At 34.2% G+C, this 20,868-nt stretch carries 12 protein-coding genes, 1 tRNA gene and 1 pseudogene; 8 read left to right on the forward strand and 6 right to left on the reverse strand.

The window, feature by feature from the left end:
- Positions 1 to 1,822, forward strand: a pseudogene (locus ACI9TV_RS07065) (hypothetical protein); the annotation flags it as partial.
- Between the two features lie 87 nt (positions 1,823 to 1,909).
- Here ACI9TV_RS07065 and ACI9TV_RS07070 read toward each other — a convergent pair.
- Genes ACI9TV_RS07070 through ACI9TV_RS07085 form a run of 4 tightly spaced genes read right to left on the reverse strand, consistent with a single transcriptional unit; the run spans position 1,910 to position 7,364 of the window.
- The gene (locus ACI9TV_RS07070) at positions 1,910 to 2,521 is read right to left on the reverse strand and encodes a response regulator transcription factor (protein WP_415250070.1); all 612 of its coding nucleotides are present in this window, start codon (positions 2,519 to 2,521) and stop codon (positions 1,910 to 1,912) included.
- 5 nt (positions 2,522 to 2,526) lie between these two features.
- Positions 2,527 to 3,909, reverse strand: a complete 1,383-nt coding sequence (locus tag ACI9TV_RS07075; RefSeq protein ID WP_415250071.1) for an HlyD family type I secretion periplasmic adaptor subunit — start codon at positions 3,907 to 3,909, stop codon at positions 2,527 to 2,529.
- Positions 3,899 to 6,085: a type I secretion system permease/ATPase gene (locus ACI9TV_RS07080; protein WP_415250072.1), complete on the reverse strand. Its 2,187-nt coding sequence runs from the start codon at positions 6,083 to 6,085 to the stop codon at positions 3,899 to 3,901. Before ACI9TV_RS07080 ends, ACI9TV_RS07075 begins: the two co-directional genes overlap by 11 nt.
- Positions 6,069 to 7,364: a TolC family outer membrane protein gene (locus ACI9TV_RS07085; protein WP_415250073.1), complete on the reverse strand. Its 1,296-nt coding sequence runs from the start codon at positions 7,362 to 7,364 to the stop codon at positions 6,069 to 6,071. Before ACI9TV_RS07085 ends, ACI9TV_RS07080 begins: the two co-directional genes overlap by 17 nt.
- A gap of 359 nt (positions 7,365 to 7,723) precedes the next feature.
- Here ACI9TV_RS07085 and ACI9TV_RS07090 point away from each other — a divergent pair, with 359 nt between their 5' ends.
- The 3 genes from ACI9TV_RS07090 (at position 7,724) to ACI9TV_RS07100 (ending at position 10,603) form a co-directional block, all read left to right on the forward strand.
- Positions 7,724 to 8,572, forward strand: a complete 849-nt coding sequence (locus ACI9TV_RS07090) for a substrate-binding periplasmic protein (RefSeq protein ID WP_415250074.1) — start codon at positions 7,724 to 7,726, stop codon at positions 8,570 to 8,572.
- Positions 8,569 to 10,221 (forward strand): diguanylate cyclase domain-containing protein, encoded by a 1,653-nt coding sequence (locus ACI9TV_RS07095; RefSeq protein WP_415250075.1) that lies wholly within the window; start codon positions 8,569 to 8,571, stop codon positions 10,219 to 10,221. Before ACI9TV_RS07090 ends, ACI9TV_RS07095 begins: the two co-directional genes overlap by 4 nt.
- 184 nt (positions 10,222 to 10,405) lie before the next feature.
- On the forward strand, positions 10,406 to 10,603 hold the full coding sequence (locus ACI9TV_RS07100; protein WP_415250076.1) for a hypothetical protein: 198 nt from the start codon (positions 10,406 to 10,408) through the stop codon (positions 10,601 to 10,603).
- 259 nt (positions 10,604 to 10,862) lie between these two features.
- On the opposite strand, the gene ACI9TV_RS07105 is transcribed toward ACI9TV_RS07100, so the two are convergent.
- Positions 10,863 to 10,946, reverse strand: a tRNA-Leu gene (locus tag ACI9TV_RS07105).
- 116 nt (positions 10,947 to 11,062) lie between these two features.
- Between ACI9TV_RS07105 and ACI9TV_RS07110 the strand changes: the two genes are divergently transcribed.
- The 4 genes from ACI9TV_RS07110 to acnB all read left to right on the forward strand — a co-directional run bounded on the left by ACI9TV_RS07110 (position 11,063) and on the right by acnB (position 18,936).
- Positions 11,063 to 13,531 (forward strand): flagellar biosynthesis protein FlgL, encoded by a 2,469-nt coding sequence (locus ACI9TV_RS07110; RefSeq protein WP_415250077.1) that lies wholly within the window; start codon positions 11,063 to 11,065, stop codon positions 13,529 to 13,531.
- A gap of 74 nt (positions 13,532 to 13,605) precedes the next feature.
- Positions 13,606 to 15,810, forward strand: a complete 2,205-nt coding sequence (locus tag ACI9TV_RS07115) for a DNA translocase FtsK (protein WP_415250078.1) — start codon at positions 13,606 to 13,608, stop codon at positions 15,808 to 15,810.
- Entirely contained in the window at positions 15,810 to 16,202 is a 393-nt protein-coding gene (locus ACI9TV_RS07120; RefSeq protein WP_415250079.1) for a putative quorum-sensing-regulated virulence factor, read from the forward strand. The genes ACI9TV_RS07115 and ACI9TV_RS07120 overlap by 1 nt, the downstream gene beginning before the upstream one ends.
- 148 nt (positions 16,203 to 16,350) lie before the next feature.
- Positions 16,351 to 18,936 carry a bifunctional aconitate hydratase 2/2-methylisocitrate dehydratase gene (gene acnB, locus ACI9TV_RS07125; protein ID WP_415250080.1) on the forward strand — a complete coding sequence of 862 codons (2,586 nt, stop codon included), beginning with the start codon at positions 16,351 to 16,353 and terminating at the stop codon, positions 18,934 to 18,936.
- A 152-nt stretch (positions 18,937 to 19,088) separates the two neighbouring features.
- On the opposite strand, the gene ACI9TV_RS07130 is transcribed toward acnB, so the two are convergent.
- A complete protein-coding gene (locus ACI9TV_RS07130) occupies positions 19,089 to 20,786 on the reverse strand; it encodes a nitrite/sulfite reductase (protein ID WP_415250081.1) in 1,698 nt (565 codons plus the stop codon).
- Positions 20,787 to 20,868: the final 82 nt, after the last annotated feature.

Consider the following 20,868-nt stretch of genomic DNA (forward strand, 5'->3'; position numbering starts at 1 on the left):
TGAAGATACACCGACTATTACTGAGACATATACAGTAGGTGTTACCAATAATGATACGGGTGAAGATACCACAACTGAAGTGAGTGTAACAATTGATGGTACTAATGATCAACCAACTATTACAGATAGTATGATTTTAGTAACAGAAGATATTGTATATACCTTGTCTACGGCTGATTTTCCTAATTTTGATGATGTAGACGGTGATGATATGGTAGAGATTAGAATTGATGCTTTACCGATTAATGGTACTTTATATATAGATGGTATAGCTGCTGAAATAGGGGATATTATTACTGTAGCCAGTCTTGAAGCAGACTCGTTGACATTTAAATTTTTAAATAATGAACATTTAGCTGATAATACTTCTTTTGATTTTAGTGCGAGTGATGGTACAGATTGGAGTGATGCTCAAACAATGACTGTAGATATCACACCTGTTACTGACTCTGTTAAAATTGATGGTTTGAGTGTAGGTTTAACGATATTACCTCCAGTTATCGATACAAGTGCATTATCAATGGGTGATGATGTGAATGACGCACCAAATATTTTTGAAACAGCAGAAGGGTTAAAATTAACTTCTCTTAATGATGTTAATTCCATTATACAGGTTAATACAAGTGGTAATGGTCTTGGAATTGATAGTAATACAGGATCTAATGATGATAGAGATATTGAATTTGGTAATAATGAGGTACTTCAAATCGATTTACCGACAGATACTACACTAAATACTATCAATATAGATGTTAAACATATTTCAGATGATATTATATCTATCAAACTATTTAATTCAAGTGGTGAAATTGATATTGGAGATATTACATTTACAAACCAAGATGGTGATATACTTAATGTAGTTTCAGATGGAGGAATAGTACCTGTTTATACTATAAATGGAAATCAACTTGATCAAGGTGGTGATACTATTACTGTAACTAGTACTACGGCGTTTAGTACTTTAGTTATAGCAGATCAAAATGATGGTAGTGGTGGTACTGACGGATTTAGTATACTTAATATATATGGTACCGTAATATCGACACCAGATTATTATGATTCATTATTGTATATAAATGGTTTAGGATTGAGTGATACTGATGGAAGTGAAGCAATCTCAACTGTTACATTTAGTGAATTCCCTACAGGTTCATATATAACATTGGCTGATGGAACGACTGTTATTACAGCAAATATAGATGGAAATTGGATAATTAGTGCTAGTGATCTTGGATTAAATACTGATTTAAGCATTACAAATGATGTTGTAATGACTTTAACAAGTCCGGTAGTATTAGCGAATGATTTTGTACCGACAATGGATATAGTTACTACTGAAAGTGATCCGAGTGTAGCTGATTCCCATACAATTTTAGGCGGAAGTGCTGATGATACTATTGTAGGTGGAGATGGTAATGACTATATTGACGGTGGAGCTGGAAATGACACTATTGATGGTGGAGCAGGTATGGATACAATAGACGGGGGAGAAGGAGCCGATACACTCATTGTTAGTGGCGGCACTCTTGACTTGTCAAATATATCCAATATTGAGGTGGTTCAATTAGGAGATGATTCAAGCATAATCGGTAGTACACCACCAGAACATATTAGTGTTACAGATGTTATAAGCGCAACAGGTAATAGTAACGGTACACTTGTTATTGAATCTGATGGTTCGCCTACAGACACAGAGGTTAGTGTGGATACAGGTTCGTTTGTAAATCATACAACGGATACTGATTATAATATTTATACTGATGCATCTGGAGATGTGACATTGATGATTGATATTGATATACCAATTGATACTATATAGTAGCTAAGGCTATAATTCGTAACTATCTTAGTTATGGGTTTAATTATGAGTTCCCACATTAGGTGGGGATTCATTTTCTTTAAAAAATTATTTAAATTTTAATGCGAGAGAAAGTCTATCTGTTACTCCAGCCTTTTCAAAGATATGGTGAATATGCCCTTTAACAGTTGATAGGGCAATTTTTTCTGCTTGTGCAATCTCTTTGTTTGATAATCCAGCAGTTATCATAATGGCTATATCTTTTTCTTTTTCTGTTAATAGTGACATAAAACTAGGCTCATCTGAAGTTTTATTTTTAATATATTTATTTATTATATAGTGTGTTAAATCGGAGAAGAACCAGTTATGCCCATTTTCAACTTTTTCAATCATCTTAAGTAGATTTTCTTTACCTAAAAATGAGTTTTCATAACCTTTGATTCCTTCTCCTAAAAGGCTGGAAGCATGATGTACTTCAGGTAATACATTAAAGAGTAAGATTGTCACGAAGTTATATTCTTTTAATTTAATAAGTGCTTCATGTATACTAGAAATGCTCATCTCATCAAATAAAATAATAATAGGAGTTGTCTCTGTATCTAAGAAAGCTGTTAAAGTAGAAAAATTTTCTATAGACATAGTTATCCACGATGATTTAAGCGCATTACTCCAATGCTTTTGTATAGAAGACATATTAGTAAATAAAATTATTTTTTTCATTATTTTTACCTTTCGCTTAAAGTATTTTCCCTTGCTCGTAAGATTGGTTTTAAGATGTAGTTAAGTACAGTTTTCTTTCCTGTTATAATATCTACATCCGTAGTCATCCCAACAATTACTTGTAATGGGTTTGCTTCATTGCCTAAATAGTTTTTATCAGTTTTAATTCGAACTAAATAGTAGCTTTGTTTATCTATCTCATCTACTATAGTACCAGCACTAATATGTGTTAGTGTACCTTTAAGTGAGCCGTAGATTGCAAAGTCATAAGCAGAAAATTTCACAATAGCTCTTTGACCTGGATATAAAAAAGCAATATCGGCTGGTCTTATTTTAGCTTCAACTAGTAAGTTGTCCTGAGAGGGAACAATTTCTATAATATCCATCCCCGGTCTTACTACCCCACCTACAGTATTTACCAGTAACTGTTTGATTGTTCCATTAACAGGAGATCGTACAAGTGTCCTTTTTACCTTGTCTTCTCTAGCAACATTTAAACTTTCAATCCTAGACATTTCCGCTCTCGCTTCATTAAATGCTTCTTTAGCAGCATTTTGAAATTTTAGTTTAACTTCTATGACATTGTTGTGTTGTTCTTCTATAATTGAATAGAGTCTAGGAATAGAAAGTTTGATAGATTTCATATCACCTTTAATTGTACCTTGTTGTCTTCGAAGTTGTAGAAATTCAACTTCAGATACGAGACCTTTTTTTACGAGAGGTCTATTGAGTTCTACTTCTTGTGAGATTAGATTAAAATTATTTTTTAGCTGTGCTAGTTTTGCTTTAGCCTCTTGATGTTCAGCTCTCTTTTGTTGAAGACGGCGTTTATATATGAGTATATTGTTTTCTAATTGTTCTTTATTGCTTCTATAGAGTGATTCTTCGTGCTTAATGAGTAGAGGTGATCTTTTTCTGACTTCTTTGCTTGCTTTAAAATTTTTACCTGTGGATTCAGACATGAGTCTTATAGTCTTTGCTTGCAGTTCATCATATCGAAGTTGACTTTCTGCATAATTACTAGCAAAACTGGTGTCATCTATTTTAATAAGTATGTCGCCTTTTTTTACGCTATCTCCTTCTTGAACAAGAATTTCACCAACTATACCACCTTCTAAATTTTGAATAACTTGTATTTGATGTGAAGGAATTATCTTTCCTTGGCCTCTTGTTAAGGCATCTATTTTGGCATAGTAAGCCCAGATAATAAGCCAGATAATTACAATTGCACTAAGCCATAGCATGAGTCTAGTACTTAATGTAGTATGCATAAGCATTGCTGAACTAACTGAGTTCATATATGCTAAATCATCATCATCTTTTATGTGAAAGTTTTCAATATCATCTTTGTTGTAAGAGTATTCTAGAAATTTATCTTCAAGATTCATGACGCACTTTCCTATTTGTTTTATGTAATTTGTTTATTACATCATCGTGTGTTCCGTCTAAAACGATTTTACCTTGATCTAATAAAATGAGACGTTGAGTGAGAGATAGTAGATTGTCTTTATGTGATATTAGTAAAAGTGTATGATTTGTTTTATAAGAACTCATTGCTTTAATAAAATTAGATTCATGGATACTATCCATTGAGGTTGTTGGCTCATCTAGTAAAATCATAGGTGCTGTATGTATGAAAGCTCTAGCAATAGATATAGACTGTTGTTGTCCACTAGAAAGTCCATCTCCTCTTTCACCAATTGGCATATCGTAACCCATTGGATGAGTATCAGCAAAATCATTCACACCACTCATCTTCGATACATATAAAATCGCTTTATCACTTGCATTTGGAGAACGCAAAATAATATTATCCTTTAATGTACCTTGAAAAAGGAGGACATCTTGTGGTACATAAGAGATACTACGTCTCAAGTCTGCAGGATCTATTTGTTTGATATCAATACCATCTATTAAAATAGAGCCTTCAGTTGGTTCATACAGGCCTAATATAAGTTTTTCTATGGTTGTTTTTCCTGAACCATTGGTACCAATGATTCCAACAGATTCTCCAGCTTGAATGATGAAACTTATATCATCTAAAACTTTTTTTTCTGTATCAGGATAAATGAAACTTACATGCTGAAATTCAATATTTCCTTTAAATAATGGACGCTCAACAAATTTTTTGGCTTCTTCACGTTCAACACCAAGGTGCATAATACGATTGATAGCATCATATGCTGTTTTAGTTTGTTGAAAATTTGCTATGAGTGACGCTACTTGACCCAAAGGTGCTAGGGTTCTCGAACCAAGCATCATAACAGCTATAAGTCCACCCATACTCAAAGCTTTATCTCCTATGGCATATACACCACCTATAATTATAGCTACTGTATTGATCTGAATTATAAAGTTTACAACTGTCGTTATAGAGTTTGAATAAATTTTTGATGTTAAACCTTTTTGGGCTACATCACCTGTAGCTTCTTCCCATTTCCATTGAGAATGTCCACTAATACCTAACGCTTTGATAGTCTCCAAGGCTGTGAGTGATTCAATTAAAACAGCATTTTTCCTAGCTGAGGCTTCATAAGTACTTTCTACACTATGTCTCATCGGTTTTTCAACAATATTGCTGTATAAAATGATTAATAAACCACTTATTACTGGTATCGCAACTAGCCAACCACCAATTATATAGATAATGAATAAAAATATAAGAGTAAAGGGCAGGTCTATCATTGTTGCTATTGATGATGCCGTAAAAAAACCTCTGATTGAATCAAAATCTTTTAAATTACTAGCGAAAGAACCTACTGAACGAGGTTTAGATGCTATTTTTAGATTTAAAACATGTTCATATATTAATGATGACATAATAACATCACTTTTTTTAGCTGCATTTTCAAGGAAATAAGAGCGTAAAAACTTTAGAATCATGTCAAATAGATATATAACAATAATACCTGTGGCAAACACCCACATAGTATCTATTGCATTATTTGGTACGACCCTATCATATACGTTTAGTGTAAAAATAGGGCTTGCCATAACAAAAAGATTTATGAGTAATGATGCAATAATAACATCCATATATATACTTTTTGAATAAGCTAATGTTCCCCAAAACCAGTGCTGTTGTTCATGTTTTAAGATACGCTTATGTACATCCTTAAAGTGGTGCTCAGGTTTTAGTAAAAATGTAAAATTAGTATACTCACTCTCTAATGTTTTTGCTTCTATCCAATTTTCACCTTCTTCAATGTCAGGAAGTATTATTTTTGCGTATTTTTTATCAGGACTTATCTCTGTTAATATACAGGCTTTTTCATTCTCTTTATCGCCTTTTAAAACTAAGATAACAGGTAAAAGAAGAGGGGATATATCACTAAATGAGTAGTTTACTAACTTAGAAATAAATCCTGCTCGTTTTGCAGCTCTAGAAAAGGCTGATTTTGAACCTTTTGAACCTAATGAAAAGAGTTTTGGAGTGACTCTTCCAGGTTCCAAAGGTAAGTCGGCCACCAGTGCATCAGCACTATATGGACGATTGTAGAGCTTGGTAAAAATTACTAAGCATTCTAAAATTGGATCTTTAAAATCACTATTTAGCGTTGCCATCTATTACTTCTAATATTTTACCTGTATGAGATAAAATTTGATAGTAAGAAAACAGGTTGTCGTATTCAGCTGTGACCTTACGATTTTTAGCGCCATTGTACTCTAGCTCAATATTTAAAAGATCTATAATACTTCTTCTTCCTAAATCATTTTCTTCTTTATAATCAGCAACTGTCTCCGCACTTGCTTGAATATTTTTCTCTATATGAACTAGTTGCTGTTTTGTTGATTTGAATGTATACCAGGCTAAACTAGTATTTGCTGTCACAAAACGTTTTGCATCAGCAAGTGTAGAGCTTTGCTTAAGCACTCTGTGTTGATTTACTTTTTTGTTAGCTTGGTCATACATACCATTGAAAAGATTGTAATTTAATACAAGTAACACATTCCAACCGCTATTCTCGTCATGATTACTTCCTGATTTTACACCAACACCATTAATATTTTGATCCCAAAAAGCTTGTGCTCTAAGATCAGCTGTAGGATAGTATGCAGAATTTGATCTAGATACTGCAGCTTGAGCAGCTTTAATATCAGCTTGAGATACATGTACTGTTGGATTGTTTTTTATTGCCATATCAACTAAAGTCTCTAAATCTTCAGCTGGCAAATTACCAACAGTTGGTTTTTCTAAGTATCCTTTCACTATTTCATCAGGTAAAACACGTTGAAAATTGTATATAGAATTTTCATAGTTTTGTTCTGATAGGTAGTAAACACTTTGAGCATTTTCATAACGAGAAAGTGTTTGCTTATAATCAGAACTTCTTCCAACTCCAGCATCAACTTTTTCTTTTATTTGCCCAAGGTATTTTTCATGAACGTCAACATTTTCTTTGGCTATTTGAAGTAACTCTTTGTTTTTAAGCATCTCTAAGTATGCTGTAGCAGCTTCAAGTGCTAGATTGTTTACACCTTCTTTTACTTTTTGATCTGCAGATACGATAAGTGCCTTTTGCTGTTTAACACCATTTACAGTAGACATACCTGAGAATAAAGGTTGTGTAAATGTGGCAGAAGCATCTTCACGAGTATAATCAAAGCTAGTTCTATTGTTTGAAATAGTATTAGTCCTTTCTGGACCAACACTATATGATAAATCAATTGATGGGAGATATCCTGCTCTTACTTTTGTCAGTGTTTTTTGTTCAGCATTTAAATCCTCCTTTTTCATTTGTACTTGGGGGTGAGTTTCCAGTGCTTTTTGCACAACTTCTGTTATAGACATCGCTCCAACGATTACTGGGAGCATAATGAGTAAAAGAGAAAATTTCTTCATCACATATCCTTTTATTTTATGTTATATTTTAAGTATACTATAGTTTATTTATTATTATCTTAAATTTAGAATCATCATTTTTTTTTATAACTTACTGAGTAATAATCGACAATATTAATGTAGAAAAAATTGTAAAAAAGAAATATGGGATGTAGATAAAAATCAATTAATATTGACATGGATAAATTTGAAGCTTATAATGATGTAGCCCAATTAAAGAATAGTTGGGGTTATAGTAAAAAAGCATATTGAGTAAATTCTGTTGACTAAAGTAACGATGAAAAAGGGTAGCATCCTATTTTCCTGTGTTTTGTCTAGTTAATTTATAAATCCCACTAAAATAAAGTGTTATAATCCATGTGAGTTTAGTACGTAATTTAAGTTTTGGAATAATAATGATGTTTAGACAAATAATTTTCTTTGCTATGTTTATTGGAATGTTGAACACAGCTTGTATGGCTGGTCCGGTTAATTGTGGCAGCAAACCAATCAGTCTTGCGTTTTTTGACTATGGTCTATTCCATTTCAATGAAAATACTCAAAGCAAGGGTATAAGTCCTGATGTAGTTAAGGAACTTCGAAAGCGCACCAACTGTGAGATTACAAGTTTTGTACTGCCGCGCGCACGTACTTGGAGCGATCTCTCTACAGGCCATTTAGACATGACTGTTGACGGTATTGTAAATGAAAAACGCAAGAGCTTTGGCTGGTTTATTCCATACAATAAAATCAAAAATTATGCGCTAGTAAAATCTAAACTTGGAATAAAAGTACGTTCAGCAAACGATTTTAGAGATCATCCTAAGTTGGTGTTCGGTGTGGTTCGTAGTTTCAATCACGGTGAAGAACATGAACGTTGGCTTAAGCAGATGCGTCTTGAAAATCGTGTTGAAGAAAGTGTTAATATTGGAATCTTATTTAATAAGTTTATGTTGGGGCGTGTTGATGCAATATTTGCTCCGCCTGTTGTATACCGTAAGTTTTTAAAGGAACTTAATATGGAAAATGATGTGATGATACAAGATTGGGCTCCTTCTGATAAAGGTATTTTGGCTGCTCTTGTTTTGGCCAAAAGTCGTTTTTCCCAAGCCGATGCCAAGGATTGGGAGCGTTTAATTATGGAAATGCGCGATGATGGCACGTTCAAACAAATCTTCTCCCGCTTCTTATCACAAAGTGATGCTAGTTGGATGGCTGAAGTTAGATGAAAGAAACTCATATTGGCTTCACACAATCTTTAAGTGCTCGATTATTCAGATTGGTCTTTGGCGGCTACGTTATTTTAGCCATTTTTGTAACAGTAATTCAATTGTTACTGGAATATTCTTCGATCCAAAAAACCATTTCTGAAGACTTAACTTCAATTGGAAAATCTTTCAATGGTGGTGTATCCGAAGCTATGTGGGAGATGGATGAAGCACTTTTAAAAACCATTGCACAGGGAATAGCTCAATCTTCGATTATTACTGGGGTAAAAATTACCTCGAATTCCGGAGAGATATTTGCAGAGATAGGCTCCGTTCCATTAACAGCTCTTATAGAGCCAACTAACTTTTTATCACACACTCAATTTTATACGTCTAATTTACAGAAGGAATCTGTTTTTGGTATTCGTGATATAGGTGTAATGACGGTATACAGCAATCGTTCTGTGGCGATTGATAGAGTGACCTACAGCTTTTTTGTCATATTTATTAATTCATTGATAAAAACTACAGGCCTTTGGATAATATTTTACTTGGTTATGACTAAAGTTTTGTCGCGCCCCTTGTCCCAATTAACCAATGTTGTTTCTCAAATGGAGTTTGTCGCAGAGTCGAAGGAACCCATTCCGTTAGACTATCCTGATAAGTCTAAGCAAGATGAGTTAAGTCGCTTAATAGCGGCAATGGATAAAATGCAACAACGCTTATTTACGGCGAGCAGTGCATTGACTGAGGCCAACCATAATTTAGAAAAAAAAGTAGAAGAGCGCACAAGTAATCTTGCCGATTCACTGGCATTTAATGAAACTGTTTTGTATAGCTCTCCGATTCCTGTTGGGGTGTATTCAGTTACTGGACAATGTGTGTTCGCCAATGATGCGTATGCCAGTTATGTGGGTAAGACGAAAGAAAGCCTTCTGGCGCAAAACTTTAATGATATAGAGGCTTGGAAACAGTCTGATGTGTTAAAGGACTGCATATCTGCATTGGAAACGCAGAAACCGCAGAAAAACGAAGCTTCAGTCACCAGTTCTGGCGGTAATGCGGTGTGGTTTGAGTACCAAGTTATTCCAACAGTACTCAAAGGTTTACCTCACTTACTGATCCAATTTTTCGACTTGAGTGTGCACAAACAAATGCAAGAAGAGCTGCTTAATTTTGCGATGCACGATTCGTTAACTCAATTGCCGAATAGACGTCTTTTACTTGAACGCATGTCACACGCAATAAGTAATAGTAAGCGCCATCGTACTTACAGTGCTATTTTGTTTCTAGATTTAGACGAATTCAAATGGCTTAATGATACCCATGGGCATGAAATCGGTGACATCCTGTTATGTGAAGTTGCCCAACGATTACTGTATGTAGTACGTGAAAGCGACACCGTGGCCCGTATAGGAGGTGACGAGTTTATAGTATTACTTGAAGATTGCCACAGTGATCAAAAGCTAGCGAAAGAACATGCTGATGTAGTACTGTCTAAAATTCAAAAAACCTTGGGTGATGAATATAATTTAAAAGATATTCATCACACCTGTTCAGTAAGTATAGGAATGACCCTATTTATGGGTGATGAACAAGATTCTAAAGAAATCCTTAACCAAGCCGATATGGCTATGTATGAGGCTAAAAGGAAAATTAAATTAGCATAAGCACGAAGAGAAGGATCTCGTCACTAATGAAATCAATTTCACTAAATTTTACCTCTTCGAGAAATAGCTAAATCATTTTCCAAAAGCCATGAAGAATAGCTATTTTATTTTCACCTATTCTTTGAAGATTAAAGCTGGCTTAATAAAAAAATCGGGGTCTAAAAAATAATACAAAAAAGACGAGGTGTTCAAAGATATAAACGCAATGATTGTTGCAAGAAGTTTCAATCAAAGAGAAGTAGTCATCGTTTGTGATGCTACTCTTTACGGAAAGAGAAAGGATAAGCTTGGCACATTAGTTTTCAAAGATATTTTAGAGAGTGTAAAATACTTTAATGGCCCCGCTGTTAAATTAGCAATTAATACTTGCACTATTTTCTGATTACTTAGAATTTACTAATAGATTTGTAAATATTATCAGTCTGTTCTTGTTTTTGATGTAGCTTTTCATCTTTTGTTATAGTAAATCCTTAATTCTATCCTAATTGCATCTAAAGAAAAAATAAATTTGTAAGGGGAATTTATATCGTGTATAAGAGGTTTTTTATTTACTGATGGTATCAGTAAAAAGCTATGAATATCACTGATAGTTTGATTGTTATTCTCTATTTAATCCCTGCTTATAGGGATTTGTAAGTGTATGGTACCAGAGAGGGGATTCGAACCCCTAAGCCGTGAGGCGGCGGATTTTGAATCCGCTATGTATACCATTCCATCACTCTGGCATTTGTTAAAATATTTGAAATGATAGTAGTAACTTACTTAAAAGTAACTAACGTTTAGCCGATATTGCTCTAATGGAACCAAAATTGCTCATAATTAATAAAAGAGGAGGTGTATTATGCGGGTAACGCAAAGTATGTACTATAAAAATCTTTACGGACAAAATAACTCCCAATTACAATCAAAACTTTTTGATGTAAATAAACAAATCGCATCTGGATTGAAAATTCAATATGCACATGATGATGTACTTACATTTTCTGACACGATGAGATTGGACAATGAGATAACAACTTTAGGTCAAATTCAAAAAAGTACTGACAGTGGATACAAAGTGTCTAATCAGACAGATAGCATTTTAAATGATTTTACACAATCGCTTTCTCGTACAAAAACATTAATGATACAAGCAAAAAATGATACGCAAAGTATAGCATCTAGAAATGCTATTGCGGCAGAGCTTAGAGGTCTTGAAGGACATTTTAAAAACTTAGCAAATACATCTATAAATGGACAATTTATTTTTGCAGGAACAGCAGTAGGTACAAAGCCTATAGCAGATGATGGAACCTATAGAGGAAATAATCAATCTATGAACGCATTTTTAGGTTCAGGAATACAGCAGAATTATAACTTAAGTGGTGCAGACTTATTTTTGGGTGAAGAATCTCTTGTGCAAAGGCAAGTGACTACAAATATAGAGCAATATAACCTAAGCGCAAGGTATCCTGATTTTACTAACTCAAGTAGCGATGAAAATGGACTTAAAGAGGTTATAACTACAGAAGATACAATCAGAGATTTGATGGGTGCAATAAGTGATAGTCCAAATATGCAAAGTCATTTTTATATTAGAGGTACTAAAAGCAGTGGTGAAGCATTTTCAAAGCAGGTTTCTATGAATGACTCTGAAACTGTAGGTGAATTATTAACTCAAATTGGTAATGCATTTGGTAATACTTCGGATGTGGACTTAGTTAATGTTTCACTGGATCCTCTAGGTAATATATTGATAGAAGACAAAATAAAGGGTTCCAGTAAGTTAGACTTCCATATGGTTGCTGCTATTGATTTTGATCTTAGTGATGGTGATGATGCAGATATAAACTCTTCTGTATACGGAGTAACAGCTGGGAATATAGATCATCTTGCTGCAGGTGAAACAGATTTTAATAGAATCATTAAAGGGACAAGCAGTGCTGAGAATGATATGTTGCATGTTAAAAAGTTTATTCAATCCTCACATGAAGCAACATCGGGAACATCTCATTTAATTAGTGCAAAATTTGTTATGGATAGAGCTGTTGAGCCTTTAGATACTTTGAGTATTACTGTTGATAATGGAGATGGTACAGTGACTCCGTATACTCAAGTTTTTAGTGGAGATACTGCTACAACTTATAGTTTATTGAAGACTCAAATAGAACTTACTGGAGATTTTACTGTATCAATAAATGGTGATACAGTAAAATTAAATATAACTCATCAAGGAATTGAAAATGGAGTTTCAATCGATACAGCATTAGCAAATGATGATTTTAGTACTGTTGGAGCTGTCTCAGTTGGTACAACTATTTTTGATAGTTCCGTACCAACAGATAATAATGCGTTACTTTATAGTCGAACAATGTTTTCAAAAGATGGTTCCACTCTTAACTCGACAACACCCCAAATACTTAAATCAACAAATGCTTTTGCAACAAATGCAACGAAGATATCAGAAGTAGCAGATTTATCTCAAGGTACTGCAGGTACTTTAAGTGGAACACAATTTAAACTTGAAGGAAATAGTACTTCTGGGAATGCCTATTCTGCTGTTATTGATTTTAAAAATACTGCTAGTGGTGGATCAACTTTTTCATTTGATGGAGGTGTGACAGATTATAAAATCTTTAATGTGTCAACACCCAGAACAGCTGTTGATGCTGATGAAATGACATATAGACAGCTTATGGATGTAGTTAATATGCTTGCAACAGGAAATATTCCAACATCAACAACAGATGCAGCTGATTATGATGAAGCTATAGAAAAGTCTACATTATCTGCTCAAACATCTTTAAGTTACGATGGTAAAATTACATTTACAGATCTACAAAGTAGTACTACTAAAGCAAACATATCAATGTATGATGCAGGTAGTGGTAGCTTCTCAGCTACTACTAATGCTTCTGTTCTTACATTTAATTCTAATAATGCATTGACAATTAGTGATCCTAAAACAGACTTCTTTAAAAGATTAGATGAAATTATTACAGCTGTTGAAGAGAATAAGATGCATCCAGATGGTACAAGTGGAAATTATACTAGAAGTGTAGGAATGTCAAATGCGTTAACGATGATTGATGACTTAGCTAATCATGTAGGAAGCTCTCAATCACAAGTTGGGGCTAATTCAAATGCTTTATTATCATCATTAGAAAGAACAACTTTACTAGAAACGAGTACTAAGATTCTTCGTTCCTCTGTAGTAGAAATAGACTTAGCAGAAGCATCTCTACATCTAACACAGTTGTCATTAAATTATGAAGCCATGCTTTCAACTGTTGGTAAAGTTTCTAAATTAAGTTTAGTTAATTATCTATAAAATTCCACCAATGGAGTATTTTTAGCTATACTTCATTTATCAATCACATACATAATTATTAAAGGCAACATGGCTTGAAAGACACTTTATTTATCATAGGTTTTGGCGTATTAATTTACTTAGGATTTGCAACACTTCTTGGACATGACGGGCTCATAGGTAGTTATGGGGCTTCTTTTGCATTATTCAATCACAAATACTTTGGATATATATCTTTCGTATATCTCTTTTCATTTTTAATTCCGATGTACTTTTTATATAGAAACCCAATGTATAGTTTTAGAAAAACAGAACTTGGAGTAGCTTTATCTTTACTTTTTTTCTCATCATTATTGGCCCAATCTATGTTGGTTGAGAATGATTTTCGAGGTAAACTAGCTGGAGACTTCGTTGACTTTTTAGCTCCATATATTGGAGTTTTTGGTTTGTGGGTTTTCCTTTTTATAATAACTTCTATTGCTACAATAATAGTTTTAGACAAAAGCACACAAGAAATTGCAGAACATGTTAAAGCATTCATAATAGCACAATTTCCAAAGCCAAAGGCTCAAGAAAAAATAGCTAAAAACATTGAAGAAGTGCCAAAAGAGATAGATGATTGTGAGCTAGAAGAGGTTCAGAGTTTTCAAAAAATAGATGAAATAGACACTCCTAGTTACCTTAGAGAAGATTTGGAAATTCCTTCTGAGGAAAAAACTCCTTTTGAAATAAAAGTAAAAAAAATAGATGTTATTAAAAAAGAAGAAAAATTTGATAAACCAAAGAATCTTTTAGATATAGCCTCAGAAGTCAAAGAACAAAAGGGTGCATTAGTTGTTCAAGAACTAGAGGAAAATACAAAATTATTAGAATCTATGGAAAAAGGAAAGGTTGAAAAGCCAAAGAATTTTAAGCTTCCTTCTGTGGATTTTTTACAAAAAGCAGATGTGAAAAAGCATATCGTCGATGAAAGTGAACTTGATGATAAGATTCGTTACCTCATAGAAAAATTAGCACACTTCAAAATAGATGGAGATGTTGTTCGTACGTATGCTGGACCAGTAGTCTCAACTTTTGAGTTTAAACCAGCAGCAAATGTAAAAGTGTCAAAAATTTTAAATCTTCAAGATGATTTAGCGATGGCACTTTCAGCCGAGACGATTCGTATTCAAGCTCCGATTCCTGGAAAGGATGTTGTAGGAATTGAAATACCAAACGAGACGGTTGACACAATTTATCTGAGAGATCTACTTGACTCAAAAATTTTTAAAGATTCATCTTCACCTCTGACAATTGCACTCGGAAAAGATATAGTTGGTAAACCATTTGTTACAGACTTGAAAAAACTTCCACACCTTTTAATTGCTGGAACAACAGGAAGTGGTAAAAGTGTTGGAATAAATGCGATGATACTTTCTTTACTGTATAAAAATTCACCAGATCAACTTAGACTTCTCATGATAGATCCTAAAATGCTTGAGTTTTCAATATATAATGATATACCACATCTTCTTACTCCTGTTATTACAAAACCTAAGCAAGCTATTGTAGCTTTAAACAACATGGTCTCAGAAATGGAACGTCGTTATGAACTTATGGCAGAATCTCGAACAAAAAATATAGAAAACTATAATGTAAAAGTTAAAAAAGATGGTGGAGAACATTTTCCTTATATAGTTGTCATTATTGACGAGTTAGCAGATCTAATGATGACAAGTGGTAAGGATGTTGAAGTCTCCATTGCAAGACTTGCGCAAAAGTCTCGTGCATGTGGAATTCACCTGATTGTAGCTACGCAAAGACCTTCTGTTGATGTTGTAACAGGACTTATCAAGGCGAACTTACCGTCACGTATATCGTATAGAGTAGGGCAAAAAGTTGATTCTAAAATTATTTTAGATCAAATGGGTGCAGAATCTCTTCTTGGTCGTGGAGACATGCTTTTCACTCCTCCTGGTTCACCTGCACTCGTAAGGCTTCATGCTCCTTGGGCGACAGAGGACGAGATAGAGAACATTGTTGAGTTTATAAAATCACAACGTGAAGCAAACTATGACAAAAGTTTTTTAGTTGAAGAAACTGAAGCAATTAACTCAGGGGCAAGAGAAACATTTGAAGAACTAGATGTTCTCTATGAAGAAGCAAAAAATGTTATTTTCACTGATAAAAAAACGTCTATCTCTTACTTACAAAGAAAACTGCAAATTGGATATAACCGTTCGGCAAGAATTATTGAGCAACTTGAAGCAGAAGGAATTCTTTCGTCTGTAAACACAAAAGGTATTAGAGAGATTCTTTAATGCCTAAAGCTCACTTAGTATTTACTCACTTTCATAATTCATACAGTGTTAAAATTCCAAACCTAGAAAAACTTTCAGTAGAACAAATTCAAGAACTTGAAAACTTTACACATCAAAGAAAAGGTATCTTTGATTTTGAAACATATAGTTTCAGTATACAAAAGAGAATAGAGTTCTATCAGTTTAGCGCCCTCATTGAATCTTTGAATATTGATGCAAGAATAGAAGAGCACATAATTGTTAAAGAAACAGCACCTAGGATAGGATTTGGTCAATATAAAGGTATGCAGTATAATGAATTACCTAATTCATATATGTTGTGGCTTAAAGGCAACTATAGAGGTTTTGACAGAGTAAAGGTAGATAAAGAGTTAAAAAAAAGAAATTTATAATGCTTTCATCGCTCATTTACATAAGGTGTTACTTTTTTATACATATGTAGTAAAAAATGAAATAATTGTGTTTAGAAAAGTAACACCTTGGATTTTGGTTATGTATATTTAGTTATAATCATTCAAAATTAATTTAACAGGAATAATTATGGCATTTTTAGAAGAATATAAAGCACACGTTGCTGAACGTGAGGCTCTTGGAGTACCAGCTTTGGCACTTTCAACTACGCAAACAGCTGACTTAATAGAATTAGTTAAATCTAACTGTACTGATGAATTACTTGATTTACTTACAAACCGTGTAGCACCTGGTGTTGATGATTCCGCACAAGTTAAAGCGGCATTTTTAAATGAAATCGCAGCTGAAAACATTACAGTTGCAGCAATCTCTGCTAAACGTGCAGTTGAAATGCTTGGTATGATGCTTGGTGGATTTAATGTTCTTCCAATGGTTAACTGTTTATCTTCATCTAATGGAGATGTTGTAGAAGCTGCAGTTACTGCACTTAGCAAAACTCTTTTAGTTTATGATGCATTTAACGATGTTGAAAAACTTCATAAAGAAGGTAATGCACACGCTACTACAGTAATGACTTCATGGGCAAATGCTGAGTGGTTTACACACAAAGCACCAATTGCTGAGGAAATTACTGTTACTGTTTATAAAGTTCCAGGTGAAACAAACACAGATGATTTATCTCCAGCATCTGAAGCGTTTACTCGTTCTGACATCCCTTTACATGCAAACTCTCTTCTTATTAACAGAATGGATAATCCATTAGACACACTTAAAGAACTTAAAACAAAAGGCCACCCAATTGCTTATGTTGGTGATGTTGTTGGTACTGGTTCTTCACGTAAATCAGGTGTTAACTCTGTACAATGGCACATGGGTGTAGATATTCCCGGTGTTCCAAACAAGCGTACTGGTGGTGTTGTTCTTGGTAATACTATTGCTCCTATTTTCTTTGCTACTTGTGAAGACTCAGGTGCACTACCAATAGAACTTGATGTTTCTGGTATGGAAACTGGTGATATTTTAACACTTTTACCATATAAAGGTGAAGCAATAATCAATGGAAAAACTGTTGCTACATTTAAACTAAACCCTAACACGATTACTGACGAAGTACAAGCTGGCGGTCGTGTTCCACTTATTGTTGGTCGTGGTCTTACTTCTAAGGCTCGTGCAGTTTTAGGTCTTGGAACTAGCGAAGCATTTTTAACTGCTGAACAACCTGCTGATACAGGTAAGGGTTATACTCTTGCTCAAAAAATGGTTGGTAAAGCTTCAGGTCTTGCTGGTGTTCGTCCAGGTATGTACGTAGAACCAGAGATGAATACTGTTGGTTCTCAAGATACTACTGGTCCAATGACAAGAGATGAGATTAAAGAACTTGCAGCACTTGGTTTTAATGCTGACCTTGTACTTCAAACTTTTTGTCACACTGCAGCGTATCCAAAACCATCTGATGCTGAGATGCATGCAAACTTACCAGCGTTTATCTCGAACCGTTCTGGTGTTGCTCTTCGTCCAGGTGATGGAATTATCCACTCATGGTTAAACAGAATGGTTCTTCCAGATACTGTTGGTACTGGTGCTGATTCACATACTCGTTTCCCAATTGGTATCTCTTTCCCTGCAGGAAGTGGTGCTGTTGCATTTGCTGGTGTTACTGGTTCTATGCCTTTAAGCATGCCAGAATCTGTACTTGTACGTTTTAAAGGTGAAATGCAACCAGGTATCACTTTACGTGACCTTGTAAATGCTATCCCTTATGTTGCGATTCAACAAGGGCACTTAACTGTACCTAAAGAAGGAAAAATTAACGTATTCGCTGGTAGAATTTTAGAGATTGAAGGTTTACCTGATCTTAAAGCTGAGCAAGCGTTTGAGCTTTCTGATGCATCTGCTGAGCGTTCTGCTGCTGCATGTACGGTTCTTTTAAACACAGCTCCAGTTGAAGAGTACTTAAAATCAAATGTCGCTTTACTTGAAGCAATGGTAAAAGATGGTTACTCTGATGCTACAACTATTTCACGTCGTATCGGTAAAATGAAAGAGTGGTTAGCTAACCCTACATTAATGCAACCAGATGCTACTGCTGAATATGCAGCAGTAATTGAAATTGATTTAAATGAAATTACTGAACCAATCTTAGCTTGTCCTAATGATCCAGATAATGTTAAATTATTATCAGAAGTTGCTGGTACTAAACTTGATGAAGTATTCTTAGGTTCTTGTATGACTAATGTTGGTCACTACCGTGCTGCTGGTGAAATCATGCGTGGTGAAGGTAAGCATAAAGTTGAAAAATTCTGGATTGTTCCACCAACAAAAATGGATGAGCAACAACTTATTAACGAAGGTTACTACGATGTTTATAACGCAATCGAAGCAACTACAGAAGTTCCAGGTTGTTCTTTATGTATGGGTAACCAAGCGTCTGCTCGTAAAGACTCAACAGTTTTCTCAACATCAACTCGTAACTTTAACAACCGTTTAGGGAAAGGTACTCAAGTTTATCTTGGTTCTGCAGAACTTTCAGCAATGTGTGCTAAACTAGGTCAAATTCCTACAGTTAAAGAATACATGGATTTTGTACCTGCAAAAATTGCTGGTAAAGAAGATAAAATATATAAATATTTAAACTTTAACGAAATCAATAACTATGCACTTGAGCCACGTACAATTGCAGAAGAGAAGTATGGAATAACTGTTAAACCAGTTTAATCTAACACTCAAATAGCGACGCACTAGCTGCGTTGCTTCTTTCATCTGATTCAAAATGTAGAAAACGACCAACTATACAATATTCCAGTAAATTTAAATCACGTTTTATACACCTTATAGGTTTAAATACAAAAAACTCATAATAAAAATATCTAAGAAATCATCCCAGTTTCTTTTTTCCATAAGTCCTTACTAACTCTAGAAATCTCACTTGAACTCTTGAAGTCCGTACTAGGAATAACACTATTGAAATTTTCATTTAAAATATCTTTTTCTTTTTTAGAACATGTATCTTCTAAAATTTCTATATTTTTTTGAAGAAAGATCTCATTTTTACTACTTAGTTTAGCTAAAAACCATAGGCATAAAAAGTCTGCGCTATAGGTATTTAAAACCTCTTTACTAAAGACTTCAAAGTCTTTATACTCGCTATGCTCAAACTCCATAATTATTACTTCCAAAAAGCTGCTAAGCTCCTCTTTTGGGACTATAAGGTTTAAATATCTAGCTACATTAAGACCAAAAGTGTGTTCACCTCCAAGATAAATTCTTGCAGCCTCTACATGGGGTCCATAAGTACTTGTTTGCATACCGATTAACCCGATATCACAATGTTGATGTTTGCCACATCCTTTTATACATCCAGAGAAGCCCACTACTATATTATGTTCTTTTATTAGATCTAGTGGTAAGTATCGTGTATCATCCTTTATGTGCCAAAAAGAAAAATTACAATGTTCATTTCCTGCGCAAGCTGAGATTGTTGACACTGTATTAGAATTTTCAAAAGGAGTTACTGGACTTTTAAGTCCTAAAAAGTAAATATGTTGGTCTATACCTAAACGTACTTCAGCCTTATGTTCTTGAGCAAACTCAGCAAGCTTTATAAATGTATCTGCATCTACACGCGCAAAATCTGTATGATATACATAAACAAAAGAGTTGTCTTTTAGACGTGTAGAAGTAGTTTTATCGTATTTTTCTAGTAGCAAGGTTCCTGCTGTTTCATATGCTAAGACATGCTCTTTATCTATAAGTTCTTTAACACCTTGCATTCCTTCTTTTTCAATCCAGTGAAATAATCTTGTCTTACCTCGTGTACCTCTAAATCCATGAGTATGAAAGGCCTCGATGACGGCGATGAAGTACTCTACAATCTGCTCTTGTTTTAAAAATACATTCGCGTCTCGAGCTAGTTCTGAATTCTTACCTCCAAGGTAAACATTAAAGCCTTTCACTCCATCTTTTTCAGCCAAGGCAAAAAACAAATCATTTGCAAAAAAAGAATTAAGGTTGGCTCTGTTTCCACTTACTCCAACAGATACTCTTCTAGGAAGTAAGCCAATAAATCTTGGTTTATTTAAGACATAGTCTTGCATCTGCTCTATATATGGGTACGTTTGGATCTCTGCATGTTTGCCTAGTCCATCGTACACATCAGTCACAATATTTCTTACATTATCCCCTAGGGTCTGCATTGTTGAGATGCCATTTTCATTTAGTTCTTTCCAGGCTGTTAAAATATTGTAAGAGTCAAGACCATGAAGTTGCATTTGAGCACGTGCAGTTAATATAATATGTAAGTCATAACATTTCACAAGCTTTGCAATAAGTAAAAGTTGCTCAGGGGAGATACGACCGGCATTAAATCTAAGCCTAAGTGCAAACATATCGTGCTCTGCCTCATGGTTATAAATACCTGCGTCTTGAAGGTAAGGCCTATCATTATCTGCAATCATGCTAAATTCTATATTTTCTATATTTTGTAAATATACATGAGGACTTAAGTTGACTTTATTACGTTCTCTCCAGTTCAACTTATCTGTATTTTCTTTTATTTTAACTATCATATTCAAAGTATACTGCAATACTTAAATTCAAATCATGACCTCAGTCAATGAAGCTTTTACATTTTTCACTTACAGATATATT

It is taken from the genome of Sulfurimonas sp. (assembly GCF_047622445.1).
Taxonomy (GTDB): domain Bacteria; phylum Campylobacterota; class Campylobacteria; order Campylobacterales; family Sulfurimonadaceae; genus Sulfurimonas.

Excerpts from the sequence above, each read along its gene's own strand:
- ACI9TV_RS07070 (WP_415250070.1), bottom strand. The coding sequence starts at position 2,521 with ATGAAAAAAATAATTTTATTTACTAATATGTCTTCTATACAAAAGCAT.
- ACI9TV_RS07075 (WP_415250071.1), bottom strand. The coding sequence starts at position 3,909 with ATGAATCTTGAAGATAAATTTCTAGAATACTCTTACAACAAAGATGAT.
- ACI9TV_RS07080 (WP_415250072.1), bottom strand. The coding sequence starts at position 6,085 with ATGGCAACGCTAAATAGTGATTTTAAAGATCCAATTTTAGAATGCTTA.
- ACI9TV_RS07085 (WP_415250073.1), bottom strand. The coding sequence starts at position 7,364 with ATGAAGAAATTTTCTCTTTTACTCATTATGCTCCCAGTAATCGTTGGA.
- ACI9TV_RS07095 (WP_415250075.1), top strand. The coding sequence starts at position 8,569 with ATGAAAGAAACTCATATTGGCTTCACACAATCTTTAAGTGCTCGATTA.
- ACI9TV_RS07110 (WP_415250077.1), top strand. The coding sequence starts at position 11,063 with ATGCGGGTAACGCAAAGTATGTACTATAAAAATCTTTACGGACAAAAT.
- ACI9TV_RS07120 (WP_415250079.1), top strand. The coding sequence starts at position 15,810 with ATGCCTAAAGCTCACTTAGTATTTACTCACTTTCATAATTCATACAGT.
- acnB (WP_415250080.1), top strand. The coding sequence starts at position 16,351 with ATGGCATTTTTAGAAGAATATAAAGCACACGTTGCTGAACGTGAGGCT.
- ACI9TV_RS07130 (WP_415250081.1), bottom strand. The coding sequence starts at position 20,786 with ATGATAGTTAAAATAAAAGAAAATACAGATAAGTTGAACTGGAGAGAA.